General features: G+C 51.2%; 16 protein-coding genes. 8 read left to right on the top strand and 8 right to left on the bottom strand.

Going from position 1 to position 23,604, the window contains the following annotated elements:
• Nucleotides 1-157 precede the first annotated feature (157 nt).
• Nucleotides 158-1,501 carry an NAD(P)/FAD-dependent oxidoreductase gene (locus tag EHT87_RS22010; protein WP_124908801.1) on the bottom strand — a complete coding sequence of 448 codons (1,344 nt, stop codon included), beginning with the start codon at nt 1,499-1,501 and terminating at the stop codon, nt 158-160.
• 129 nt (nt 1,502-1,630) lie between these two features.
• Between EHT87_RS22010 and EHT87_RS22005 the strand changes: the two genes are divergently transcribed.
• From EHT87_RS22005 to EHT87_RS21980, 6 genes are all read left to right on the top strand, one after another.
• A complete protein-coding gene (locus tag EHT87_RS22005; RefSeq protein WP_124908800.1) occupies nt 1,631-4,066 on the top strand; it encodes a TonB-dependent receptor in 2,436 nt (811 codons plus the stop codon).
• A 6-nt stretch (nt 4,067-4,072) separates the two neighbouring features.
• The gene (locus EHT87_RS22000; RefSeq protein ID WP_124908799.1) at nt 4,073-5,041 is read left to right on the top strand and encodes a DUF4249 domain-containing protein; all 969 of its coding nucleotides are present in this window, start codon (nt 4,073-4,075) and stop codon (nt 5,039-5,041) included.
• A gap of 198 nt (nt 5,042-5,239) precedes the next feature.
• Entirely contained in the window at nt 5,240-7,672 is a 2,433-nt protein-coding gene (locus EHT87_RS21995; protein ID WP_124908798.1) for a TonB-dependent receptor, read from the top strand.
• Nucleotides 7,673-7,676: 4 nt separating this feature from the next.
• Nucleotides 7,677-8,618: a DUF4249 domain-containing protein gene (locus tag EHT87_RS21990; RefSeq protein WP_124908797.1), complete on the top strand. Its 942-nt coding sequence runs from the start codon at nt 7,677-7,679 to the stop codon at nt 8,616-8,618.
• 146 nt (nt 8,619-8,764) lie between these two features.
• Nucleotides 8,765-11,248, top strand: coding sequence for a TonB-dependent receptor (locus tag EHT87_RS21985; RefSeq protein WP_124908796.1), 2,484 nt, complete (start codon nt 8,765-8,767; stop codon nt 11,246-11,248).
• A gap of 10 nt (nt 11,249-11,258) precedes the next feature.
• Nucleotides 11,259-12,164, top strand: a complete 906-nt coding sequence (locus EHT87_RS21980; protein WP_124908795.1) for a DUF4249 domain-containing protein — start codon at nt 11,259-11,261, stop codon at nt 12,162-12,164.
• A gap of 77 nt (nt 12,165-12,241) precedes the next feature.
• On the opposite strand, the gene EHT87_RS21975 is transcribed toward EHT87_RS21980, so the two are convergent.
• Nucleotides 12,242-13,345 (bottom strand): chorismate mutase, encoded by a 1,104-nt coding sequence (locus tag EHT87_RS21975; RefSeq protein ID WP_124908794.1) that lies wholly within the window; start codon nt 13,343-13,345, stop codon nt 12,242-12,244.
• A 243-nt stretch (nt 13,346-13,588) separates the two neighbouring features.
• On the opposite strand from EHT87_RS21975, the gene EHT87_RS21970 reads away from it, so the two are divergent.
• Together EHT87_RS21970 and EHT87_RS21965 are read left to right on the top strand one after the other, a co-directional pair.
• Nucleotides 13,589-14,797 (top strand): proline dehydrogenase family protein, encoded by a 1,209-nt coding sequence (locus EHT87_RS21970; RefSeq protein WP_229321247.1) that lies wholly within the window; start codon nt 13,589-13,591, stop codon nt 14,795-14,797.
• Nucleotides 14,798-14,893: 96 nt separating this feature from the next.
• Nucleotides 14,894-15,673, top strand: a complete 780-nt coding sequence (locus EHT87_RS21965; RefSeq protein WP_124908792.1) for a lipoprotein signal peptidase — start codon at nt 14,894-14,896, stop codon at nt 15,671-15,673.
• A gap of 13 nt (nt 15,674-15,686) precedes the next feature.
• Here the strand turns inward: EHT87_RS21965 and EHT87_RS21960 are convergent, their stop codons facing one another.
• The 6 genes from EHT87_RS21960 to EHT87_RS21935 all read right to left on the bottom strand — a co-directional run bounded on the left by EHT87_RS21960 (nt 15,687) and on the right by EHT87_RS21935 (nt 23,267).
• Nucleotides 15,687-17,306, bottom strand: a complete 1,620-nt coding sequence (locus tag EHT87_RS21960) for a hypothetical protein (RefSeq protein ID WP_124908791.1) — start codon at nt 17,304-17,306, stop codon at nt 15,687-15,689.
• Between the two features lie 228 nt (nt 17,307-17,534).
• Nucleotides 17,535-18,176 (bottom strand): OmpH/Skp family outer membrane protein, encoded by a 642-nt coding sequence (locus tag EHT87_RS21955; protein ID WP_124908790.1) that lies wholly within the window; start codon nt 18,174-18,176, stop codon nt 17,535-17,537.
• A 10-nt stretch (nt 18,177-18,186) separates the two neighbouring features.
• Nucleotides 18,187-18,828, bottom strand: a complete 642-nt coding sequence (locus EHT87_RS21950) for an OmpH/Skp family outer membrane protein (RefSeq protein ID WP_124908789.1) — start codon at nt 18,826-18,828, stop codon at nt 18,187-18,189.
• A gap of 116 nt (nt 18,829-18,944) precedes the next feature.
• Nucleotides 18,945-21,521: an outer membrane protein assembly factor BamA gene (bamA, locus tag EHT87_RS21945; protein ID WP_124908911.1), complete on the bottom strand. Its 2,577-nt coding sequence runs from the start codon at nt 21,519-21,521 to the stop codon at nt 18,945-18,947.
• Between the two features lie 72 nt (nt 21,522-21,593).
• The gene (uppS, locus tag EHT87_RS21940; protein ID WP_124908788.1) at nt 21,594-22,334 is read right to left on the bottom strand and encodes an undecaprenyl pyrophosphate synthase; all 741 of its coding nucleotides are present in this window, start codon (nt 22,332-22,334) and stop codon (nt 21,594-21,596) included.
• 222 nt (nt 22,335-22,556) lie between these two features.
• Nucleotides 22,557-23,267 carry a LytR/AlgR family response regulator transcription factor gene (locus EHT87_RS21935; RefSeq protein ID WP_124908787.1) on the bottom strand — a complete coding sequence of 237 codons (711 nt, stop codon included), beginning with the start codon at nt 23,265-23,267 and terminating at the stop codon, nt 22,557-22,559.
• Nucleotides 23,268-23,604: the final 337 nt, after the last annotated feature.

Here is a 23,604-nt window from a genome sequence, read left to right as displayed (position 1 = left end):
GTTTAACCTATGATTACGGTGTTGTTGCTGCCTGACCGACCAGGATTGCGGGAATGCAATGATTTTGGGAATAAATACTAAAAGGTAATGATAAACAGGATTTTTCCCAATTTTAGATTTAGGATCAAAATTTATCATCGCTCTCCCATACCCGGCATCACATTTCATTCTTCATGACAAACTCCTCGGCGTCTTTGTCATCTTTTCTAACAAAAGGCCTGATAATCAATCGAGTACCGCGTTCGTAGGTAAACAGCCGATAGATCCAGTTGCTCAAAACCACCAGCTTGCTCCGGAAACCGATGAGGTAATAAATATGCACAAAAAGCCACGCAACCCACGCAATAAAACCGCCCAGATGGACATTTCCCGGCAGATCGGCTACGGCGCGGACCCGGCCAATGATGGCCAGTGAGCCTTTGTCAAAATAATCAAATTTGACCATCGGCTCCTTCCGAATCAGCCGGCGGAGGTTTTTCGCCAGATGCTGGCCCTGCTGAATGGCCGGTTGCGCCACCCCCGGATGCCCGTTTGGCCATTTTTCGGATTTCATGAAGGCAATGTCGCCGATGGCAAAAATATCGCTGTAGCCTTCCACCTGATTGAATTCGTTGACCGTCACCCGGCCACCCCGCGCAATCAGTTCTTTCGGCAAACCGTCGATGAGCGCCCCCGTCACGCCAGCGGCCCACACCACCGTCTGCGACCGGATTTGCTCCCCGGTTTTGAGCGTCACCGTTTCGCCGTCGTAGGAATCGACCAGGCTTTTGAGCTTGATGATCACGCCCATGTCTTCCAGGTATTTCTGCGTTTTGGCGCTGGCTTCCGGCGACATGGGGGGCAAAACCCGGTCCAGCCCCTCGACCAGATAGATCTTCATTTTACTGAAATCCAGCCCCGGATAATCGCCCGGCAGAACGTGTTTCCGCATTTCGGCCAGCGAACCCGCCATTTCAACGCCCGTTGGTCCGGCACCGACAATGACAAAGTTCAGCAGGCTTTCCCGGTTTTCGGGATCGACCGTAATGCTGGCCTGCTCGAACGACTGGAGCAACTGGCTGCGGAGGTTCAACGCTTCGGGAATGGTTTTGAGCGAAAATGAATACTTCTTGACCTGTTCATTGCCGAAAAAATTCGCCTTCGTCCCCGTCGCAATCACCAGATAATCATAGTGTAAATCACCGATCATCGTCTTGACGGTTTTTGCCACCGGATCAACGCCCAGAACGCGCACCAGCCGGAAATGAAAATCCTCGTAATCCTCGTCGAACATCTTCCGGATCGGCTCGGCAATGGCGTCGGGTTCCAGCCCGGCGGTGGCCACCTGATACAGCAGGGGCCAGAAACCGTGATAGTTCTGTTTATCGAACATCACAATCTGAAAGTCTTTGCCGTTCAGCTTCTTAACCAGATTGAGCCCGCCGAAACCGCCACCGATGACGACCACCCGCGGCTTGGTTGTTTCGGGTATATTGAGCGAAAGCTTATCAAAATTCAGCATGATCGTATGTGTCTATCGAGTTGATACTATGGTAACCCCGCACCATCGAAACTGTTAACTTCAGTCTCTGTTATACTTTTTGAATACATTCTATCGTAATAACAAAGAATAAGCTCATTGAATGCCTGAATGAAGTATTTCTTCCTGATTTGTTTTGTGTTTTTACTAGGTGGAGCCGGAACAGTGGCGCAGTCGGTTTCATCCCGCTCGGTGGCCACTGTGAGCGGCTACGTGCGGGAAAAAGGAAGCCGCGAAGCCCTCATTGGCGTCAATGTCTATTTGCCCGGCACCTCGACCGGCACGGTTACGAACACCTACGGCTTTTACTCCCTGACCATTCCCGTTCAGGACAGCCTGGCGCTCTCGTTCTCGTTCGTCGGCTACGAAAGTGTGCAGGAAACCGTGCCGTTCCGGAAAAATACCGTCCTCGACGTCCAGCTCACACCCGGTCGGTTGTTATCGGAAGTGACCGTCACCGGCAATCGCACGAATGACGAAAAAGTCAGCGAAAGTCCGCGGATGAGTACCATCGACGTTCCGGTGGCCCAAATCAAGAAAATACCGGCTTTTCTGGGCGAAAAAGACGTTCTGAAAGTGCTGCAACTGATGCCGGGGGTCCAGAAAGGTTCCGAGGGCAGCACCGGCATCTACGTGCGCGGGGGCGGCCCCGACCAGAATCTGATCATTGTCGATGATGCCATTGTCTATAACGCCAATCACCTCTTCGGCTTTTTCTCGGTTTTCAACGGCGATGCCCTCAAGAGTGTCGAACTGATCAAAGGCGGTTTTCCGGCGCGCTACGGCGGTCGGCTCTCGTCGGTCATCGAGATGAACATGAAGGAAGGCAACAAAGAAAAACTCCACGGCGAGGGCGGTATTGGCCTGATTGCCTCCCGGCTGACGCTGGAAGGACCGCTCACCAAAAAGAAATCGGGGGCCGGTTCGTCGTCGTTTCTGGTGTCGGCCCGGCGGACGTATCTGGATGTGGTGGCCCGGCCCATTATCAAACAACAAACCGACGGGCAGACCATTGCCGGGTATTATTTCTACGACCTGAACGCCAAAGCCAATTACGATTTTGGTCCGAACAACAAACTGTACCTGAGCGGTTATTTCGGGAAAGACCGGTTTTATGCCGATGACCAGGAAAGCGCCACCAAGATCAACCTCGACTGGGGTAACACAACCGCAACGCTTCGCTGGAATCACCTGTTTTCGCAACGGCTTTTTTCCAATCTCTCGCTGATTTTCAGCAACTACAAATTCGAGATTTCGTCGGACGAGCGCGATACGCAAACGGCGGATCTGTTTTCACTGCGCTACAGTTCCGGCATCCGGGATTTTTCGGTCAAGTACGACGTCGATTATTATCCGTCCCCGCAACACTCGGTCCGGTTTGGTTTACAGAGCATTGCGCACCGGTTTACGCCCAGCGCGGTGGTCGTACAAAACACGCTGATCAACCAGTTTACTACCAAAATTGACGCCATCGACGTGGTTGAATCCGGTTTGTATGCCGAAGACAACTGGCGACCCAACGAGCACTGGCGCGTGAACGCCGGGATTCGGTTGAGTCATTTTATCCAGAAGCAGGTCAATTATATCCGCCCGGAACCGCGGATTTCGGCGGCTTACGTCATCAAACCGTCGCTGTCGGTCAAGGCGTCGTATGCGCTGATGAACCAATATGTGCATTTGCTTTCCAATACCGGCATTGGTTTACCAACGGATTTGTGGGTACCCACCACCGACCGCATCAAACCGCAGCAGTCGCAGCAGATCGCCGTCGGAATTGCCAAAGACTTTGCTGATCAAGGGGCCACGCGGGGGCTTTCGCTGACCGTGGAAGGCTATTACAAAGCGATGAACAACATCATCAATTACCGCGAGGGGGCCAGTTTTCTGTTGATCAACAGCCCGGAATCGGCCAATCAGGTGCGCTGGGAAGACAACGTGACGTCGGGCAAAGGCTGGTCATACGGTGCGGAAGTTCTGTTACAGAAGAAAACCGGACGGTTTACGGGCTGGACCGGCTATACGCTATCGTGGACGCAATGGCAGTTTCCGGAACTGAATTTTGGCCGGAAGTTTTTCCCGCGGTATGACCGGCGACACGACATTTCGGTGGTCGGTATTTACGAGCTGAGTCCGCGCATCACGCTTTCCGGAACCTGGGTGTATGGCACGGGCAATGCGCTGACGGTTCCGCTGGCCAAATACCAGGCCGCCACGCACCAGGCCAACCCGATTGTGAATAATTCCAATTCGCTCATCAACGAATTTTTCAGCTATGGGCGGGCGGTCAACGACTACAGTGAGAAGAACAGTTTTCGGGCCGAGGCCTATCATCGCCTGGATATTGGTATTCAGTTTCACAAGAAAAAACGGCACCACGAGCGCACCTGGGAAGTTAGCGTTTATAACCTCTACAACCGCCGGAATCCGTTTTTCTACCAACTGAACACCCTTACCAACGAGCAAACGAACCAGCCCACCAAGACGGTGTTCCAACGGTATTCCGTTTTTCCGATTGTTCCGTCGGTCACCTACGGCTTTAAATTTTAACCGGCCATGATCCTTCGACTGTCCTCTTTGTTTGCGCTGCTGCTGCTGGTTACAATGGCCTGTCAGAATCTGGTGGCCGAAATCGACCCGGCCAAACTGCCGCCCATTGCCCGTAAGCTGGTGGTCAACGGGTATTTATCACCGCAGGATACGGTTCTGGCGGTATCGGTTTCGAGTTCGCAAACCGTGTTGGGCGACATCGTTACCGATTCCGTGAATACCGTTCGTGACGCAACCGTTCGTCTGGCCAGTGAAGGCAAAACCGTTACGCTGGCGTTCGATCCCCAAAAGCGGGTCTATACCACCGACGCCCGCAACCTTCCGGTTCTGGTCGGAAAAACGTACACGCTGCAAGTTCAGGTGGCCGGGTATGAAGCCGTAAGCAGCTCCTGCACGATTCCGGCAACCGTGGCGGTTTCCAGGCTGGCGCTGGATTCGTCCCAAACCTACGTTGGGCCGGACTTACCGCTGGGCTGGCAATACAACGTTCGGGCGGTGTGGCAGGACCCGGCGGGCCAGACCAATTATTACCGGGTGGCCGGGTATGGCGAGTGCCTGAACTGGCGGCCCCGGTTTCCGGAAGCGTCTATCGATACCACCGGGCCCAAAGTGATCATGCGGGGTCTGATCGGTTTTGGCAGGCAGGACCAGTACATTTCCGACCAGAATCAGGACGGCCAGTTGCTCCTCTCGGTGCGGGGTGACGTGCCTTTGAATTTCGATTATGCGTATTACGACAGCACGAGGCAGATGAGTTATTCGGGCAGCTACCCGTTTTCCAGACCGCTGACCCTACGGGTGTCCGTTTTGCAGACCGACGAGAATTATTTCAACTACCACCGGGCGCGCCAGCAGCAGCGGCAGTCGCAGAACAACCCGTTTGCCGAGCCGGTTTTGATGCCTACGAATATTCAGGGCGGTCTGGGTTGCTTCGGCGCGTATAACCGCTCGACGATGGTGATGGTTGTCAGATAGGAACGCGGATTGGGCGGATTGAACGGATTTTCACGGATAAAAAATCAGTTTTGATCCGTTCAATCCGCCCAATCCGCGTTCCTATCCAATAGTTAACTTCCTGATCCTTCCTAAAAAGAGTTAATTTCCAACCTTTTCATACTTTTTCGTCTCCTTCATCGTATACGAATTGAAGCTTTTTCATTTGTATACGAAACGATGAAGCATACGCTACTATCTCTCTCTATTCTCTTCCTTTTTGAGTTATCAGCCACGGCACAAAATCCGGCAAACCGCTACACGGTCAGCGGTTACGTACGCGAAAAAGGCAGTCAGGAAGCGCTGATTGGCGTCAATGTCTACCTGCCCGGCACCTCGACCGGAACCACCACCAACACCTACGGCTTTTATTCCCTCACGCTTCCGGCACAGGACAGCGTTACGCTGGCGTTCTCGTTTGTCGGCTACGAAAGCGTTCAGGAAACCAGGGCTCTCCGCCGGAATAGCGAACTCAATATTTTGCTGACACCCGGCCGTCTGCTTTCGGAAGTAACCGTCACCGGCAACCGTACGAGCGAGGAGAAAGTTAGTGAGAGCGCCCGGATGAGCACCATCGATGTGCCCATCAACCAGATCAAGAAAATACCGGCTTTTCTGGGCGAGAAAGACGTGCTGAAGGTGCTGCAACTGATGCCGGGGGTCCAGAAAGGTTCGGAAGGCAGCACCGGCATCTACGTGCGTGGCGGTGGCCCCGACCAGAACCTGGTCATCATGGACGACGCCGTGGTGTATAATGCCAACCACCTGTTCGGTTTTTTCTCGGTTTTCAACGGCGATGCCCTCAAGAGCGTCGAACTGATCAAAGGCGGTTTTCCGGCGCGCTACGGCGGTCGGCTCTCGTCGGTCATCGAGATGAACATGAAGGAAGGCAACAAGGAAAAACTCCACGGCGAGGGCGGTATCGGCCTGATTGCCTCCCGGCTGACGCTGGAAGGACCAATTCAAAAGGGAAAATCATCATTCCTGATTTCAGGTCGCCGGACGTATCTGGATCTATTGGCGCGGCCTCTGATTCGGGCCGAGAGCAAGGGAGAAGCGATGGCCGGTTATTTTTTTTACGACCTGAATGCCAAAGTCAATTACGATTTTGGGCGGAAAGATAAAGTGTATCTGAGCGGTTATTTTGGCCGGGACAAGTTTTTTGCGCGCGAAACGCCAAAGAAAGAGCAATCTGACAAGACCAGTGCGGGCTTATTCTGGGGCAACGGAACCGGAACCTTACGCTGGAATCACCTCTTCTCCGAAAAGCTATTTTCCAATGCCTCGCTAATCTTCAGCAACTACACATTCCAGATCTTTTCGGATCAGGAGTCGACCCGGCGTACGGGAGCGGATCTGGAAACGGAAACGTTCCAGCTTCGCTACAATTCCGGTATTCGCGACTTTTCAGTGAAATACGATCTGGATTATTATCCCAATCCCAAACATTCCGTCCGGTTTGGCGTGCAAACCACGCATCACAAATTTACGCCCAGTGCCATTGTTCTGAAAGATACCGAAGCCGAACAGTTTCGTACGGAAGTTGATGCCATTCGGGTGCAGGAGTCGGGCGTATATGCCGAAGATACCTGGAAACCAACCGACCGCTGGCGGGTCAATGCCGGTTTTCGGCTGAGCCATTTTCAACACAAGGCCGTGAATTATTTCCGGCCTGAACCGCGACTTTCGACCGCTTTCATTCTCAAACCGGACTTTTCGGTCAAGGCGTCGTACGCGCTTATGAACCAGTATGTCCACCTGCTGTCAAACACCGGTATTGGTTTGCCCACCGATTTATGGGTTCCCACCACCGACCGCATCAAACCGCAGCAGTCGCAGCAGCTAGCGGCCGGTTTTGCCAAAGACTTTACGAAAGCCGGGAGTTTGTTCCGAAATCTGACATTGACCGTGGAAGGGTACTATAAAACGATGAAAAACATCATCAACTACCGCGAAGGCGCCAGTTTTCTGCTCATTGATGATCCCGAATCGGCGAATAAAGTACGCTGGGAGGATAACGTAACGGCGGGCAAGGGCTGGTCGTACGGCGGGGAGTTTCTGTTGCAAAAGAAAGTCGGGCGGTTTTCGGGCTGGCTGGGCTACACGCTGTCGTGGACGCAATGGCAGTTTCCGGAATTGAATTTCGGCAAGAAATTTTTCCCGCGGTACGACCGGCGGCACGATATTTCGGTGGTCGGTATTTACGAGCTGAGTCCGCGCATCACCTTATCTGGAACGTGGGTTTACGGCACAGGAAATGCCCTGACGGTTCCGCTGGCCGAATACGCATCCGGCCCACACCAGCCCAACCGAACCCGTTTCAACAACCTGTTTTTATATTCTCCAACCGTAAACGATTACAGCGCCAAAAACAGCTTCCGGGCTGAACCGTATCACCGGATGGATTTTGGTATTCAGTTTCATAAAAAGAAACGGCACCACGAGCGGACCTGGGAGTTTAGTGTCTATAACCTCTACAACCGCCGGAATCCGTTCTTTTATAGCCTTGAAAATAAATCGGGAGAAAAACCGGGCGCACCATCGACTACGGTGCTGAAACGCTATTCGGTGTTTCCAGTTGTGCCCTCGTTTAGTTACAACTTTAAATTCTGACCTGATGCGACTCATTCTTCCCCTTTTTCTCCTGCTCGTCCTGACTGCCTGCGAAAGTCTGGTCAACGAAGTCGATCCGGACAAACTGCCGAAAGTCGATAAGAAAATCGTTGTGCAGTGCTACATTTCTCCGCAGGACACGTTATTGAAGGCCACGGTGAGCCTGTCAAAAGCCGTTCTGGGTACGAATGACAATACGTACTTCGCGGATTATAAGGTTACGCTTTCGGAAGGAAACCGTTCGATTGAGTTAAAATTCAATCAGGCCCTTTTTGCGTTCGTGGCCGATCCCGGCCAGTTTCCGATTGAGACCGGAAAAACGTATCGCTTACGGGTGCAGGGGCAGCAGCAATCGGTCGAAGCCGTTTGTACGGTACCTCCGCCTGTTACTCTAACCTCGATCAAGCTGGATTCGGTCCGGCGGAGTGATGGCCCCAGTGGTTCGCCACCCTGGGAATACTACATCCGGGCGTCGTGGCAGGACCCGGCGGGTGCCGTTAATTTTTACCGTCTCGCCGGCGATTACGAGTTTTTGCAGGTGACGACCAATTCATCGCCCGGTCGCCCGCCGACGCAAAATTCACAATGGAATCTCAATCAAATCGGGTTTCAGAATAATAACAGCCTGATTTCTGACCAGGGCCAGGACGGACAGGTGCTAACGTCGCAACGAGGGTATATTTACATCAGCAGCTATGCTTACAGTTCCAGCAGTGGTGGTTCAGTCTATACCTATAGTAGTGTAGCGAAGCGTCCGATAACGATCAGTGTTTACCTCTTGCATGTAGACCCCGCATATTATTCATACCACCACGCTCTCGAACTACAAAACGCAATCGAGAACAATCCTTTTGCGGAACCGGTCCTGATTCCCGGAAACATCCAGGGCGGTCTGGGCTGTTTCGGCGCTTACAACCGCACGACGAAAACCGTTGTATTAAAATAACGTCTGTTCTAACCCTTTACATTCTCCGAATACTAAATTCTGCTGTTCACAAAGCATCCAAATGGGGACGGTCTTCGTAGTAAGTAACAAGATACAGATCATAAATCGTATCTTGTCTAACGTATTCATCATCAACGTACTGCCGGATGAAATGCCTGCCTGTGATGCTGTGCCTCCTGTTTTCCGGCTTCAGCAGCCGGGGACAGGATCGGTCTGTCGTCAGCGGAACGGTTTATGAAGCCGGAACCGGTACTGCGCTGGTTGGCGTCAACGTCTACACCCCCGACAAAACCGTCGGCACAACCACCAACCCAAGCGGTTTTTTCAGCCTGACGCTGCCCGCCCGGGATAGCCTGGCGCTGGTTTTTTCCTACGTGGGCTATCAGACCGTGACAAAAACCGTCCCTTTCCGAAGCCCTCAGCAGGTCTCGGTTTCCTTGCCATTTGGCCAGGTGTTGCATGAACTGACGGTTCGTTCGGGAATCAATGACGCGCTTCTTAGCAAAAATCCGCAGATGAGCCAGATCCGGATTTCCGCCGGGCAAATCGAAAAAATACCGGCCTTACTGGGAGAGAAAGACGTCCTGCGGGTTTTGCAGTTGCTGCCCGGTGTGCAAAAAGGGTCGGAAGGCAATACCGGGATCTACGTGCGCGGGGGTGGGCCCGACCAGAATCTGATTCTTCTCGATGATGCGGTGGTCTACAATTCCGGCCATCTGCTGGGCTTTTTTTCGGCATTCAACGGCAGCGTTGTTCAGAGCGTCGAACTGACCAAAGGCGGTTTTCCGGCGCGGTTTGGCGGTCGGCTGTCGTCCGTTATCGAAGTGACTACGAAGGCCGGAAATCCGGAGAAACTGGCGGGAGAAGCGAGTCTGGGCCTGGTGGCATCGCGCCTGATGCTGGAAGGCCCGATTGGCAAAAAGAATACCGGCAAACACCCGGCTTCGTTTCGGATTGCCGGTCGCCGGACGTACATGGACCTTGTCGCCCGCCCATTTACACCAGCGACGCAGGGATCACCCCTGAGCCGAACGTATTTCTACGATCTGAATGCGCGCCTGAACTACACCCTGAACCGCAAAGACCAGCTGGTTTTGAGCGGATACGGGAGCCGCGATGCGTTTTTTAACCAACAGCAAACGGGTAACAGCCCGTTGCAGGGAACGCTGAACTGGCTAAATTCGACCGGAACACTCCGCTGGAATCACGTAAATTCGGACCATTTATCATTCAATTTAGTATTCGTTTACAACCAATACCGCCTGAATGTTGCCAACGAAGGCGGGAGTCGTGATACGTCGGGCTTGCGGTATTCGCTGCGCTATCGTTCGGGCATCCGGGATCTTTCCCTGAAATACGCGGTCGACTACACGCCGAGCAATCACTGGTTTCGGTTCGGCTTTCAAAGCACCCAGCACCGGTTTACGCCCGGTGCGGTGGTCACCACCGGCGACCCCGACCCAACGGCTCCGCGTTTGTTTATCGATGTTCTGGAATCCGGTCTATATGCCGAAGATACCTGGAAACCAGCGCCCCGCTGGCACCTGAACGCCGGTTTTCGGCTCAGTCATTACGCCATGATTCAAACCGGCACGTTACCGATTGGCGGAAAACCGGCTGGCAATCCGGAAGCCGGTCCACAGCGGCCACGCGGTCGGCCGGTCCAGTATCTGCGCCCCGAACCCCGGCTCTCGATGGCCTACCAAATCGACAGTTCTACCGCTCTGAAAGCGTCGTATGCACTGATGAATCAATACACGCACCTGCTATCCAATACCGGTGCCGGTTTGCCCGCCGACCTCTGGATTCCAACCACCAGCCGGATTCGTCCGCAGCAGGCTCAGCAACTAGCGATTGGCGTGGCGAAAGATTTCCGTTACCCCGGTAAACCCACCCAAAACCTGACGGTATCGCTCGAAGGGTATTACAAAATTCTCAAAAACACCATCAGCTACACGGAAGGTGCCAGCTTCCTGAGTTCTGAATCCGCGCAGAAGGCCGATGCCAAACCGTGGGAAACTAACATAACGTCCGGCCGGGGTTGGGCCTACGGCACCGAATTTCTGGTGCAGAAGAAAACCGGACGGCTCTCCGGCTGGGTGGGCTACACCCTTTCCTGGACCTGGTGGCAATTCCCGGCCCTGAATCGGGGCGCAAAATTTCACCCGCGCTACGACCGGCGACACGATGCATCCCTGGTGGTCATCTACGAACTTAAACCCGGCGTTACCTTGTCCGGCACCTGGGTTTATGGAACCGGACAGGCACTAACGCTACCGATTTCCCGGTTCTCCGGGTATGAAAACCGCCCGGTCTCCGCCGTTGCATCCGGTAATCCGCAGCAGCAATTATTTGGCACAGCGCCCAATGTTCAGGAATATGGCTCCCGAAACGGTTTTCGCGCGGATGCCTATCACCGGCTGGATGTGGGGTGCCGGTTTTATAAGCAACGCAAACACAGGACGCGCACCTGGGAAATCGGCATCTATAATCTATACAATCGCCGAAATCCGTTTTACTATTCCCTGGAAGGGAAAGACCAGGGCGCGGGCAAGCATTCCAAAAGTGTACTCTACAAATATTCACTTTTTCCGACGGTGCCGTCGGTCAGTTATACGGTTTCCTTCTGACGATAGCGGTATGAAGACGTTTGGGTGGCTTATGGGTATGTTGGGGTTGGTTTCCTGCCAGAACTTGCGGCAGGAGGTCGAACCTCGGCAACTGGCAGACGAACCGGTTAAACTGATCGTGGCCTGTTTCATTTCGCCCCAGGATACGGTGCTGGCGGCCAAAGTGGCCCGTTCGCGCCCGATTCTGGACGATGAGACGGTAACTAATCTGGAGATTGTGAACGCTACGGTAACGCTTCACTCCGGCTCCCGTCGTATTGTTTTGACCTACCACACCAAACTTCGTTATTACCGGGCCGACCCGAATCTGTTTCCGATCCGACCGGGCGAAACCTACGAGTTAACCGTACAAACGCCGGATGGCCTGCACGCGGAAGCCAGTACAACGGTGCCACAAACCGTCGATTTGCAGCGCGTACAGCTTGACTCTGAAGCTATTGTAGAAAATAATGAAGTGCGAAAACGGTTTTTTACCCGGTATTTCTGGTCAGATCCTCCCATTCAAACCGACTATTACCAAACGGAAGGGATCGTTACGTATCGCTGTCCAGGCTGTTTGCCCGAAAAAATGATCCGGGAACCCGTTTCATTCGCTACCAGACCGGGCAACCGGGCCTTCTATACCGATCAGGAAAACAACGGTGGCCCGATGGTTTCTGATCAGGGCTACATTGGTTCTTCGATCCCATCCAATCAGCTTTTTTTCCCGACCTATTTCAGCAGACCGCTGGTCATCACGGCTGATTTATTGCATGTGAACACCGATTTTTACCGGTATCATCAGGCATTAGGGCAACAGCAGGAAGTCGAAAGCAATCCGTTTGCCGAACCCGTGCCAATCCCGTCTAACATCCGGGGCGGTTTGGGCTGTTTTGGCGCTTACAGCCATTCGACACAGACGATTAGACTGAATTAAACGTCAAACCCCCAAACACCTGTCAGGTTTTCAAAACTTGACAGGTGTTTGGGGGTTTGACGTTTTGACTCGCAGCGTTACGCGCTTTGCTCGTTGCTGTTCATCACTTCGGTTTGCTTCCGGATGGATTCCATGTGGATAATCTTGAAGATTTCTTCCACGAGTTCCGGGTACAGACCCATTTTCTGACCTTGTTTGGCGCGGGTTTCGTGAACTTCCTTCCAGCGGTCGGGCTGAAAGACGGTTACGTTGTTTTCGCGTTTGTATTCAGCCAGTTTCTCGACCAGGGCCATTCGGGCGGCCAGGGTTTCAACCAGTTGCCGGTCGACGTTATCAATCTTGCTCCGGATTTGCTCCATAGCACTCTGGAATTCGATGTTTTGCGAATCGACTTTCCGGATGTGCAGATGCTCCAGCATTTCGCCGAAAGCAGCCGGTGTCAATTGCTGGGCCGCATCGCTCCAGGCATTATCCGGATCGATGTGCGACTCGACGATCAGGCCGTCGTAGTTCAGATCCATCTGCATCTGGGCCAGTTCCTGCAAATACGCCCGCTTACCGGCCATGTGGCTCGGGTCGCCGATGATGGGCAGGTTCGGGAACGTCGATTTCAGTTCGATCGCTATTTGCCACAGGGGAATATTGCGGTATTTAGAAGCCTCACCCGTTGAAAACCCGCGGTGGATAGCGCCCAGTTTGGTAATACCAGCTCCGGCAATCCGCTCAAATGCACCAATCCACAGCGCCAGGTCCGGGTTGATGGGATTCTTAACCAGTACCGGCACATCCACTCCGCGCAGTGCGTCGGCGATTTCCTGTACGTTAAACGGGTTTACCGTCGTACGGGCACCTACCCACAAGATATCTACGCCGTATTTTAACGCCAGCTCGATGTGTTCGGGGGTGGCAACTTCCACGGCAAACGGCAACCCGGTTTCTTCTTTGGCACGCTGAATCCACGGCAAAGCCGCTTTTCCCATGCCTTCAAAGCTACCAGGGCGTGTGCGGGGTTTCCATACACCGGCACGGATGGCATGAACCACTCCCAGTTTGCTCAACTGGCGGGCGGTTTCAACTAATTGCTCTTCGGTTTCGGCGCTGCATGGCCCCGAAATAATGAGCGGTTTTCCGTTCGTCTCTATCCAGCTATTCAGCGGCAGGACTTCTAAGCTTGGCTTCATACTCGTACTCAATCGGTTAAATACTCCTATTACTCTATCGGAAACTTTTATTAAAAAAATTTAGTATATTAGCTGTATAAACACTCGATTTCAATTAACTTTACATCCCTTTTGCGCTGACAACAAAACGACGTTAAAACAAGTTTATTGGTCAGTGTTAGAAGTACCGAAAACAAATTTTAACTTTCGGATCACAAGTTGGTGCATCAGACAGTGATTATGTCAAACCGAAGTTCATCTTCTATGCCAACGATAGTTCAGCGGGCCACTACATCCAAAACCGTCTCGTTTGAAGACACGTCAATTGCCTTCTCATCCCAGTCCAACAGGAAACTTCTTAAAACGTACTGGTTATTTGCGTTGATGAATAGAGGTTGGCTGGTAAATTTAGGCACTTTTTTTATCAAACTGGCATTCAAACTTCAACTTCCCGTAAAAAAACTCATTAAGAGTACTATTTTCGAGCAGTTCTGTGGGGGAGAAACCATTCGCGATTGTGAAAAAACGATCCAGAAACTACATGAGGGCCATGTAGGCACTATTTTGGATTATTCCGTTGAAGGAGAAGACAATGAAACCTCTTTCGACGAAACGGTTCTTGAAATTCTGCGCACCATCGAGCGGGCCAGTGAATCCAATGCAATTCCGTTCTCCGTCTTTAAGGTAACCGGCATTGGCTCGACCTATCTGCTGGAGAAAGTGCAGGCGGGAGAGGATTTGACCGACGACGAAATGAAGGCCTATGAGCGCATTCGGCAACGGATCGATGCGCTCTGCAAACGGGCCAGTGAACGCCATGTCCGCATCTTCATCGACGCTGAAGAAAGCTGGATTCAGGATGCGATCGATAAGCTGGCCTATGAAATGATGGACCGCTACAACCACGAGCAGTGTATTGTTTATAATACCTACCAGTTGTACCGTTCCGACAGCCTCGATAATTTGAAAAAAAGCACCGAAACCGCCCGCTCCAAAGGGTATTTCCTGGGAGCCAAGCTGGTTCGGGGTGCCTACATTGAAAAGGAACGCATTCAGGCTCACGAAGGTGAATACCTGGACCCCATTCACCATACCAAAGAAGAAACCGACCGCGACTTCAACCAGGCCATTGAGTTCTGCCTCGATAATCGCGATATGGTATCGATTTGTCTGGGAACCCACAATGAATATAGCTGCCATTTTTGCATCAACCGAATGCAGGAATTAGGCATTGCGCCCGACGATATGCACATCTGGTTTGCCCAGTTGCTGGGAATGAGCGATAATATTTCGTATAATCTGGCTTATGCGGGCTACAATGTGGCCAAATATGTGCCGTATGGCCCCGTTGAAGCGGTCATGCCGTATTTGTTTCGCCGGGCGGAGGAAAACAAGTCGATTGCCGGACAAAGTAGCCGCGAATACCTGCTGGTAAAGAATGAGCTACAGCGTCGGAAAAGCTGTCAGAAATAAGTAGATTGACCGATTTCAGGAGCTTTACACTCCAAAACCGTCACCCGGCTGGCCACTGACCAAGTCTGACCAACCGGGTGATTTATGTTATTAATCATGGTAAAGAAAAGTCCGCTGAAGTTCTTTGTTTTGAGTCTGTTTTTGATCGCGCTGGATCAGGCGGTTAAATTGCTGGTGCATTTTAATATGGAACCCGGTTTTGCCGGTCAAATCCGGGTGGTTGGTGACTGGCTTAAACTCCATTATGTACTGAACCCCGGCATGGCTTTCGGGATGCAGCTCGGCCATGAATATGGCAAATTGCTACTCAGTTTGTTTCGCCTGGTAGCCATGGCCGGTATTGGCTGGTATCTGGTGCATTTGGCCCATCGGGGCGCTCCAAACGGCCTACTGTGGGCTATGGCTATGATTCTGGCCGGCGCCGTAGGCAACGTGATCGACAGCACATTCTACGGGGTTTTCCTCGACAATGCACCCTACGGCTCCACGACACCGTGGTTCCACGGTCAGGTGATCGATATGGTTTTCATTGATGTCTGGGAAGGCTTCCTGCCCGACTGGGTTCCCATTTGGGGTGGACAGTATTACTCGACGCCCATCTTCAACATTGCCGATTCCTGCATCTTCGTCGGCGTCTGTATCATCCTGTTTTTCCAGCGCCGGTTTTTCCGCGAACAGCACGAAGAAGACGGCTTGTTACCCGACGATCTGTCACCCGAAAGTGCGGCTGTGCTACCAGTAAGCGAGTTTAAAGAGATTGCATCGAACGATACCGAGTCGACGGAAAAGGATTCTGATGCGGTTTCTACCGACGATCCGCCAACCAGTCAGCAACACGCCCGGAATTCGCCGGAAGACAGTACGCACGGACTCTAGTACCTGAAACCGGTTATTGCCGGCTGCTCGTCTGTCCTTCTTCGAGGGGCGAATAATCTTTGAACATCCGCTTCAATACTTTGTCAGTAGCTTCGGTTTTGCTTTGCCAGGCGGCATCCAGTTCCAGGGCCACCAGGCCGGACAGGCTCATTGCCGATCGGAAATCGTCCAGTTTTTTCACAAAGTCCTGATTCCGGCGCGTTGCCTTCAGGGCAAATTCGCGGGCAAATACATCCCCTTTATTCTGCAACTCGCTCTTTTTGCTCATCACGTAGTTGAAACGATCGAGCAGGTCTTTCATCGATTTTCCGATTACTTCCGTAGCTTCGAGCGTTCCCATCGTCAACACAGCCGTTCCTCCTACCGCCGAAACATACCGCATATTGGTTTGCACTTTGGTGTTCTGATTATTGGCTACGATGGCTGGCGTAACCCCCGTAACCGCGCCTAAACCGGCATTGGCGACCGACCGGTTCCGCTTTCCGGTTTTGGCTCTCCGGTAACTTTTCTTAAGTTCCTCTTCCTTTTCACCCAGTTGCGTAAGCAGCCCCCAGGCGGTTACCAGCGCCTGCCGGTACTGGGCAAAATAATAGCGATCCTTTTCATCTTCATTGACCGCATTGTATACCGTAAAGTTGATTTTACGCTCAGCCCGGTTCTGACCCTGATCAAGGGCAAAAAATACAATCTGAAAAGAGAGCGAATCATAGGGATCTTTGACAAAATCGTAGCTCGGTTTCCAGATGAATTCGTAATTGGTTGCGGTATTTTTGCGCAGGGCTTCTTTCGGCACATCCTGGCTCTCCGACAGGAAATCAAAGGTCTTGATGTCGTCGTCGCCGTTGGGGTCGCCCAGATAAAATTTGAGGTTGACCGTGGTGTTTTCCTTGATCCGAACCCGCGGTTCTTCCGGTATCAGGGTGATTTCCGGGGGAACATCCATCTGCGTTACTTCGACCTTCAAACGTCCTTTCGTTCGGGATTTGGCCGGCTGGTCTTCTACCCAGAACTCAATATACTGTGCTTTATTGGCTCGTAACTGATTGAACTGGTTGAGCGATAAATGCCACGTCAGTTCGCCCTGCGCCGTCAGCTTCGACCCTTCCGGCATCTGATCGGCAATCGGAATAAATACTACGGGGTCATTATCTTCGTCACGAACGGAAGCCGCGTCAATTTTATACACATTCTGCGTCTTGTTGCGAACGTAGAAAGGCCGCAAATCACTGATGACAGGCGGCCGGTTGACGTGCTGAACTTTGAGGTCGACCGATTGAGTAGCCGTTTCGCCCTGCTTATTTCGCACTTCAAAAATAAGAGGAATAATCTTGGTTGTATTGATCCGGTCGGCAATGTCAAAACCCGGAGTCCACCGGAAGTGGCCCAGCGAGTCCAGCGTCATCCCTTCCATCTGCCCTTGCTTGATGGCAAAAGTCACCGAGTCGGTTCTACTCCCTCCTGCCTTGAGCAATACATCAATTGGTTGACCTTCTGCCACCACATTCCAGTTTGCCTGCTGGCGGTCCAACTGATTCGGTAGGATTATTTGAAGAGGCTTAGCATCCTGTGCTAAAGCAGTCAGTCTGGTTAAGATTACGAATAAAGTAACTATACTCCCTATTTTTTGAAACATGAGGAATCGTCACCGATGGTTTGTAAGTGTAACGTAAAAATAATAGATAGATTTCATGCAATTCGTAAACATAACGTATAATTGATTCAAAGCGTTTTTTGCAGGCCGCTATTTTGTACTTATTTAAGAAAAAGTTCGACGTTACCGTTTGCATTTCCGAAGCACGAGAGGTCGATAAACAAAAAGCCGCCCATTTCTGGACGGCTTTGGTTATCCTGATAAGTTCGACTAGTTCTTCTTGGGAGCAGGAGCCGCCGGTTTGGTAGTAGATGGGTTGGCGCTCGGTTGAGCTGCTGCCTGTTTCGATGGAATAGCAACGCCCATTTTTTTGAAAACCAACTCCGTAACGTCGTTTTCTTCCGGCGCATACAACAAGACCGGAATAGTACCCGATCCCGCATCCAGGTTAAAAACGAACGTATATCCGCTTTCTTTGGCAACCGCGTCGATGTTCTTTTGAATTTTTTGCATCACCGGGTTGACCAACTGATTGTATTTCGTTTGCAACTGAGTCGATGAGTTTGCCTGAAACTCCTGAATCCGCTGTTGCAGTCCCTGCAATTCTTTCTCTTTATCCGCCTTGATCAAATCAGACATCTGGGCCTGACCTTTTTCGTAAGCAGCCAGTTTGTCCTGAAACTCTTTGGACATTTCCTGGTAATTTTTCTCCAACTGCGTACGCTGAATGGTAATCTGGTTCTGAATATCTTTGCTTTCCGGCATATTTTGCAGGATATATTCCATATTCGTATAACCAATCTTCACAGAAGCCGCCGGGGCCGTTGTCGTGGCCGGTTGTTGCGCCTGTGCCCACACCTGGCTACCTCCTAATAGCAGAGTTACTGCCAGTGCAATGAGTTTGTTTTTCATTTCTACCTTGTTATTTTGGTTGTTTTGTAGGTTTACTTGTATTTGATTTAAAATTACCCGCCGGGTTTAACTCCTTCTCCTGCGGACCGGAATTGGGGGTTTCGGAAGGTGCGGCACTTTTGGCTTTTTGATCGGCCGTGAGCCCCAGTTCTTCCATGACATAATCGGTATAGTCGTGTTTCGGGTTGGTATACAGCATCACAACCCCCTCACTAGCTTTATCCAGCACCATGTCTAAACGCTTCTGGGCGGCTACTTTATCGATGGCCCGAATGACGGTTTCCGTCACGGGTTTCATCAATTCCTTCTTTTTCTCAAACAACAACCCTTCGTAGCCAAATACCCTGTTATTATATTCCCGGGCTTCGCGTTCTTTATCGCTAATGATCCGCAACCGATCCCGCTTCATGTCCTCGGTCAGCAGAATTTCTTCAGCCTGATAGGTCTTTTGTAACTTATCGATCTCCGAATATTTATCCTGAATATCCTTCGACCATTTCTCGGCAAATTTATCCACCTCCGCCAGGGCTTTCTGGTAAGCGGGCATTTTACTGGTGATGTATTCCGAGTCGACATACCCCAGTTTCTGCGCCTTCACCGACCCAATCGCCGAAAAGGAGAGCAAAGTTACAAAAATTAGTCCTTTTTTCATGACATTTTTTGAAACAAAACCGGAGGTCACTGCCATTATTTTATTCTGCATGAACCAATTACAGTCAACCTGTCGCTGAATTTATATCCTTAACTAACGACGGAAAGACCGATTTCTTATCTAATCTGTTGCCCGATTGTAAAGTGGAACTGCCCACCCGGCCCTACGCGTGTCTGAGAACCCGGCATCCGGTCGAAGCCGTATCCGTAGTCAATTCCGATCAATCCAAAGGCGGGCATAAAGATCCGTGCACCGACTCCGGCCGACCGTTTCAGGTCAAACGGATTGTAGTTTTTGAAGTTCCCCCAGTTGTTTCCGGCTTCCAGAAACGTCAGGACAAATATCGTGGCCGATGGATTCAGCGATACCGGATACCGCAGTTCCATGACGTACTTGCTGAAGGCCAAACCACCCCGTGACTTTTCCTGTGGGGTTGGCGAAATACCGTTTATGCCGGTATAGACATCCCGGTCATTGTAGCCGCGCAAACCGATAATGTCCTGGGCAAGGGCAAACTGACCCGTACCGGCCAGACCCGAACCACCCAACACAAACCGTTCGAAAGGACTGAAATCCGTCCGGGAATTGTACCGGCCCAGGAAGCCCATGTGCGCCCGGGCGTTCAGGACCAGTTTACCCGTTACGGTAGCAAACCAGCTGGCATCGAACATCCATTTGTGGTATTCAACCCACTTATACCGGTCTTTTATGTCCACATTGGCATCGGTCGTTTTGTTGGTAAAGGCCGAATACGGGGGCGTGAACGTTGCCAACAGCGAAATGGACGATCCCGACCGTGGAAACTGCGGATTATCGATGCTGTTCCGGGCCAGGGTTGTGTTGAATGTAATGCTGTTTGACGTACCGTTTCGCAATCCAATTCCAAAAATATCGTAGTTATTGAGCTCATACCGCTGATACGTCAACGAATTGCTCAACTGGAAATAATCGTCCGGGAAGTGCAAACGGCGACCCAAACCCAGCGAAATCATCGTGTTCCCGTATGAACCCAGGAAGTTCTTACCGTAACTGCTTGGATTCGAGTAGTAGGAACTAGGGTCCGAAATTCGGTAAATGGTCCGCGACAAGCTAACCGAGAACGAGTTAGGCTTTCTTCCGCCCAGCCACGGCTCGGTGAAGGTGAGCGAATACGTCTGAAATTGCCGCCCGTTGGCCTGAAAACGCAGGGCCAGCTTCTGGCCATCGCCCGCGGGCAACGGCCGCCAGGCTTTCATGTTCGTAATGTTACGGGCCGAGAAGTTGTTGAACACCAACCCGAGTGTTCCGACAAATCCAACGTAACCACCCCAACCACCGGATAATTCAATCTGGTCACTGGGTTTTTCTTCAACGGTATATTCGATATCGACGGTGCCGTCCGGTTGTGGAACCGGATTGATCCCGATCTTTTCAGGATCAAAATACCCCAGCGTAGACAGTTCGCGCTGCGTCCGGATGATGTCGGTTTTGCTGAATTTCTGACCGGGCAACGTCCGGATTTCCCGCAGCACCACGTGATCGCTGGTTTTGGTGTTGCCATTCAGGATAATCCGGTTGATGGTGGCCTGTTTACCCTCAAAAATCCGGAATTCAAGATCGAGCGAGTCGCCTTCGACGCTTTTGATAACATCCTCAGCGTTGAAATACAGGTAGCCTTTATCCATGTAGGCCGAACTCAGGTCACTACCGGGAATACCGTTTTTGCGTTTTTCAATGTCCTCTTTGCTGTACACATCGCCTTTTTTCAGGCCCAGCACCTGCGTCAGCAGTTCATCCGTGTAGAGATAGTTGCCTTCCCAGGTGATGTTGCGGATGTAGTATTTCTGACCTTCGTCGATGTTGAGGACAATATTGACGGTTTTGTCGTCGTGGGCATACACCGAGTCGAAAGTTACGGCGGCATCGCGATACCCTTCCTTGTTATAGAATTCGACAATTTTCTGCTTGTCTTCCTCAAACTTCTTGGGCACAAACTTGGAGGGTGTAAACAAGCGGCCGAAGCGCATCTGCTTCGTCCCTTTCATCTTCATCCGGATTTTAGACTCTTCCACCAGCTGGCGCCCGCGTATTTCGATGTTGTTGATCTTGACTTTACTTCCCTTATCGATGGATACCCGCATGGTTGCCTGGTTGCGGGTGCTATCGGTTGGAACAGACAGGATTTTAACTTTGGTGTTCAGATAGCCTTTTTCAATAAAATATTTTTTAACGCTAAGCTGCGTATTTTTGATCAACGTGTTGGAGATCAGGCGTCCCAGATTCAGTTTAACCTTATCCTTGAGGGCGTCCTGTTCCGATTTTTTAATCCCGACAAACGTTACTTTATACAGCCGTGGCTGCTCTTTGATCGACACATTGAGGGTAATCTGGTTGCCTTCCACTTTGGTAGCCAGAATTTCAACATCTTCCAGCAGCCCCTGACCCATCAGCCGTTTGATGGCGCCATTGATGCTTTCGCCCGGAATCCGGACTTTGTCACCTACCTTCAAACCGGTCAGCGACAGCAGGGAATTGGGATCGAGGTATTTGTTGCCGGTAACGGTCAGCCCGGCGATTTCATATTCTTTCGGATCGGCATAATTTAAATCAAGGGGCGACGTGGGCGATGCGACCGGTGACTGACCCGTTGTAATCCGTCCGCCCCCGAATCCCGGTCGAACCTGCGCCTGGACCGACAGCGCCATGAACAGCATCAGCGAGACAAAATTCGCCCAGGTAATTTTACTGTTCAACAATACCGAGTGGGTAGGTGTTACTTTCATAGTTCACTTAACGAGTTGTTCACTAATTTTTCCAAAACGCCGTTCACGGTTCTGATACGTCAGAATGGCTTCCCACAAGTGCGGTTTACGGAAATCGGGCCACAACACGTCGTTCATAATATAAAGTTCTGCGTACGCTAATTGCCAAAGCATAAAATTGCTGATGCGGTGATCACCGCCCGTCCGGATCATCAGATCAACCTCGTCGATTCCTTCCGTTGCCAGCGCATTGGCAAACGCTTCTTCGTTGATCTGATCGGGCGTCAGCGTACCGTTCTGTACGTCCCGGGCCAGTTTTTTTGTAGCTTCCAGAATATCCCATTTGCCGCTGTAACTTAGGGCCAGATTCAGGTTCAGCCCGTCGTTGTTTTCGGTTAACCGAACGGCTTCTGCCAGTTCTGACCGGCACTCTTTGGGCAGGGTTTCGATGTTGCCAATGGCCGTTAACCGGACGTTGTTTTCCATCAATGTTGGTACTTCGCCCCGGATGGTGTGCACCAGCAAGTGCATCAGTGCATCGATTTCCAATTTGGGACGACTCCAGTTTTCCGTCGAAAAGGTATAGAGTGTCAGGTATTTCACGCCCAATTCCGCACATCCTTCGGTAACTTCCCTGACAGACTTGATTGCATTTCGATGGCCGAATACCCGCGCAGCTCCCTGCTTTTTGGCCCAGCGTCCATTTCCGTCCATAATAACGGCAATGTGTCGGGGCAGATTGCTCAGGTCAATGAGTTCTTTCATTCAGCCGGATTCGTTTTAACAAACTTTAACATAAAGACGGCCCGACGAGGTGGGGCCACTAAAATTAAGCTGCAAGTTACTAAAAAGCATACGGTTTTAAAAGGAGTGAGGGCGTGAAGAAACGAAGGAGTGATTATATTTTCGCTCCGTCAATTCGTCACGCCCTCACTCCTTTAGCTCCGCTTTTGGGCAAGTTGTCAGCGGTTGATGCTATGATCCGGCTTATTTTTCAATTTTTTTGCCAAGCAAATTCAGAAATCCCTGAAACCGCTCCCGGTAAGCCGCTCCGAGGGGGATTTGCTGGGTTCCGACGGAGATGCTTCGGTAGGAATAACTGGTAACCTTCGCCAGATTGACAATGTACGATTTGTGAATCCGTATAAACTGCTGCCGGGGCAGGACCTGTTCGAGGTTGGAAATGGTATCATTGACGGCTACGACTTTCTGCTGCCCGGCAATTTTGCAGTAAATACCGTAGGCTTGTACGTAGTCGATGTCCACATAATCGAACCGCTGAAAGGTATGCCCGGTTTTTAGAAAGATGAACGGGTAGCCGGTTGCCATGCCGGGGGAGAACTGAACACTCAGCGCCCGGTTGACGGCGCGCGTAAAACGCAGGAATGTGAAGGGTTTCAGCAAATAATCGACAATGCCCAGATCGAAGCTATCGACAGCAAATTCAGCGTAAGCCGACGTCACAATCACCGGCACCTGTTTCACAAACGACCGGATCAGATCGAGACCCGCCAAACCCGTCTGGTGAACATTCAGGCAGACGAGCGTGTACGATTTTTGACGAAGTAACCCGAGTGCTTCGGTAATGGAAGTACAAACGTCAGGAGGCAAAAAAAATGGCAACCGGGTAATATAGTCTCTCAACTCCGTCCCGGCTTTGGCCGAGTCATCCACGATAAGGCACTTTTGCAGGTTCATATTTCTCTACAGAAAATCATCTTCACAATTACACAAGCAAGCTTAAAGTCGGGTCGTATTTGAGCCAGATCAGGCCAATTTTCTTTATCAAATTGAGGTAAGTATTCCGTTCCGCAGAGGGCGCCGAATTGGAAAAACCGCATCAACTAGAGTATTAATAAGTCAAACGAAACTATTCACCGCATAAACACAAAAATAAACGCTATAAAAAAAGAGTAGTAGGCTGGACAGAGAAAGCCGGCAATCATTAAAATGACCTATCTTTAAATGCGTCTTTGCAAAAGAAAAAGTTACAACTCAACCGGATGGATGTCATTTCGCTTTGTAATTTCTCACA

The organism is Larkinella knui, assembly GCF_003858645.1.
In the GTDB taxonomy this organism is placed as follows: Bacteria; Bacteroidota; Bacteroidia; order Cytophagales; family Spirosomataceae; genus Larkinella; species Larkinella knui.
Note: the sequence above shows the minus strand (reverse complement) of the source record. Positions and strands in the feature narration are given on the sequence as shown.

Coding starts and splice junctions, on each gene's coding strand:
- EHT87_RS22010 (WP_124908801.1), bottom strand. CDS start 1,501: ATGCTGAATTTTGATAAGCTTTCGCTCAATATACCCGAAACAACCAAG.
- EHT87_RS22005 (WP_124908800.1), top strand. CDS start 1,631: ATGAAGTATTTCTTCCTGATTTGTTTTGTGTTTTTACTAGGTGGAGCC.
- EHT87_RS22000 (WP_124908799.1), top strand. CDS start 4,073: ATGATCCTTCGACTGTCCTCTTTGTTTGCGCTGCTGCTGCTGGTTACA.
- EHT87_RS21995 (WP_124908798.1), top strand. CDS start 5,240: ATGAAGCATACGCTACTATCTCTCTCTATTCTCTTCCTTTTTGAGTTA.
- EHT87_RS21990 (WP_124908797.1), top strand. CDS start 7,677: ATGCGACTCATTCTTCCCCTTTTTCTCCTGCTCGTCCTGACTGCCTGC.
- EHT87_RS21985 (WP_124908796.1), top strand. CDS start 8,765: ATGAAATGCCTGCCTGTGATGCTGTGCCTCCTGTTTTCCGGCTTCAGC.
- EHT87_RS21980 (WP_124908795.1), top strand. CDS start 11,259: ATGAAGACGTTTGGGTGGCTTATGGGTATGTTGGGGTTGGTTTCCTGC.
- EHT87_RS21975 (WP_124908794.1), bottom strand. CDS start 13,345: ATGAAGCCAAGCTTAGAAGTCCTGCCGCTGAATAGCTGGATAGAGACG.
- EHT87_RS21970 (WP_229321247.1), top strand. CDS start 13,589: ATGCCAACGATAGTTCAGCGGGCCACTACATCCAAAACCGTCTCGTTT.
- EHT87_RS21965 (WP_124908792.1), top strand. CDS start 14,894: ATGGTAAAGAAAAGTCCGCTGAAGTTCTTTGTTTTGAGTCTGTTTTTG.
- EHT87_RS21960 (WP_124908791.1), bottom strand. CDS start 17,306: ATGTTTCAAAAAATAGGGAGTATAGTTACTTTATTCGTAATCTTAACC.
- EHT87_RS21955 (WP_124908790.1), bottom strand. CDS start 18,176: ATGAAAAACAAACTCATTGCACTGGCAGTAACTCTGCTATTAGGAGGT.
- EHT87_RS21950 (WP_124908789.1), bottom strand. CDS start 18,828: ATGAAAAAAGGACTAATTTTTGTAACTTTGCTCTCCTTTTCGGCGATT.
- bamA (WP_124908911.1), bottom strand. CDS start 21,521: ATGCTGTTCATGGCGCTGTCGGTCCAGGCGCAGGTTCGACCGGGATTC.
- uppS (WP_124908788.1), bottom strand. CDS start 22,334: ATGAAAGAACTCATTGACCTGAGCAATCTGCCCCGACACATTGCCGTT.
- EHT87_RS21935 (WP_124908787.1), bottom strand. CDS start 23,267: ATGAACCTGCAAAAGTGCCTTATCGTGGATGACTCGGCCAAAGCCGGG.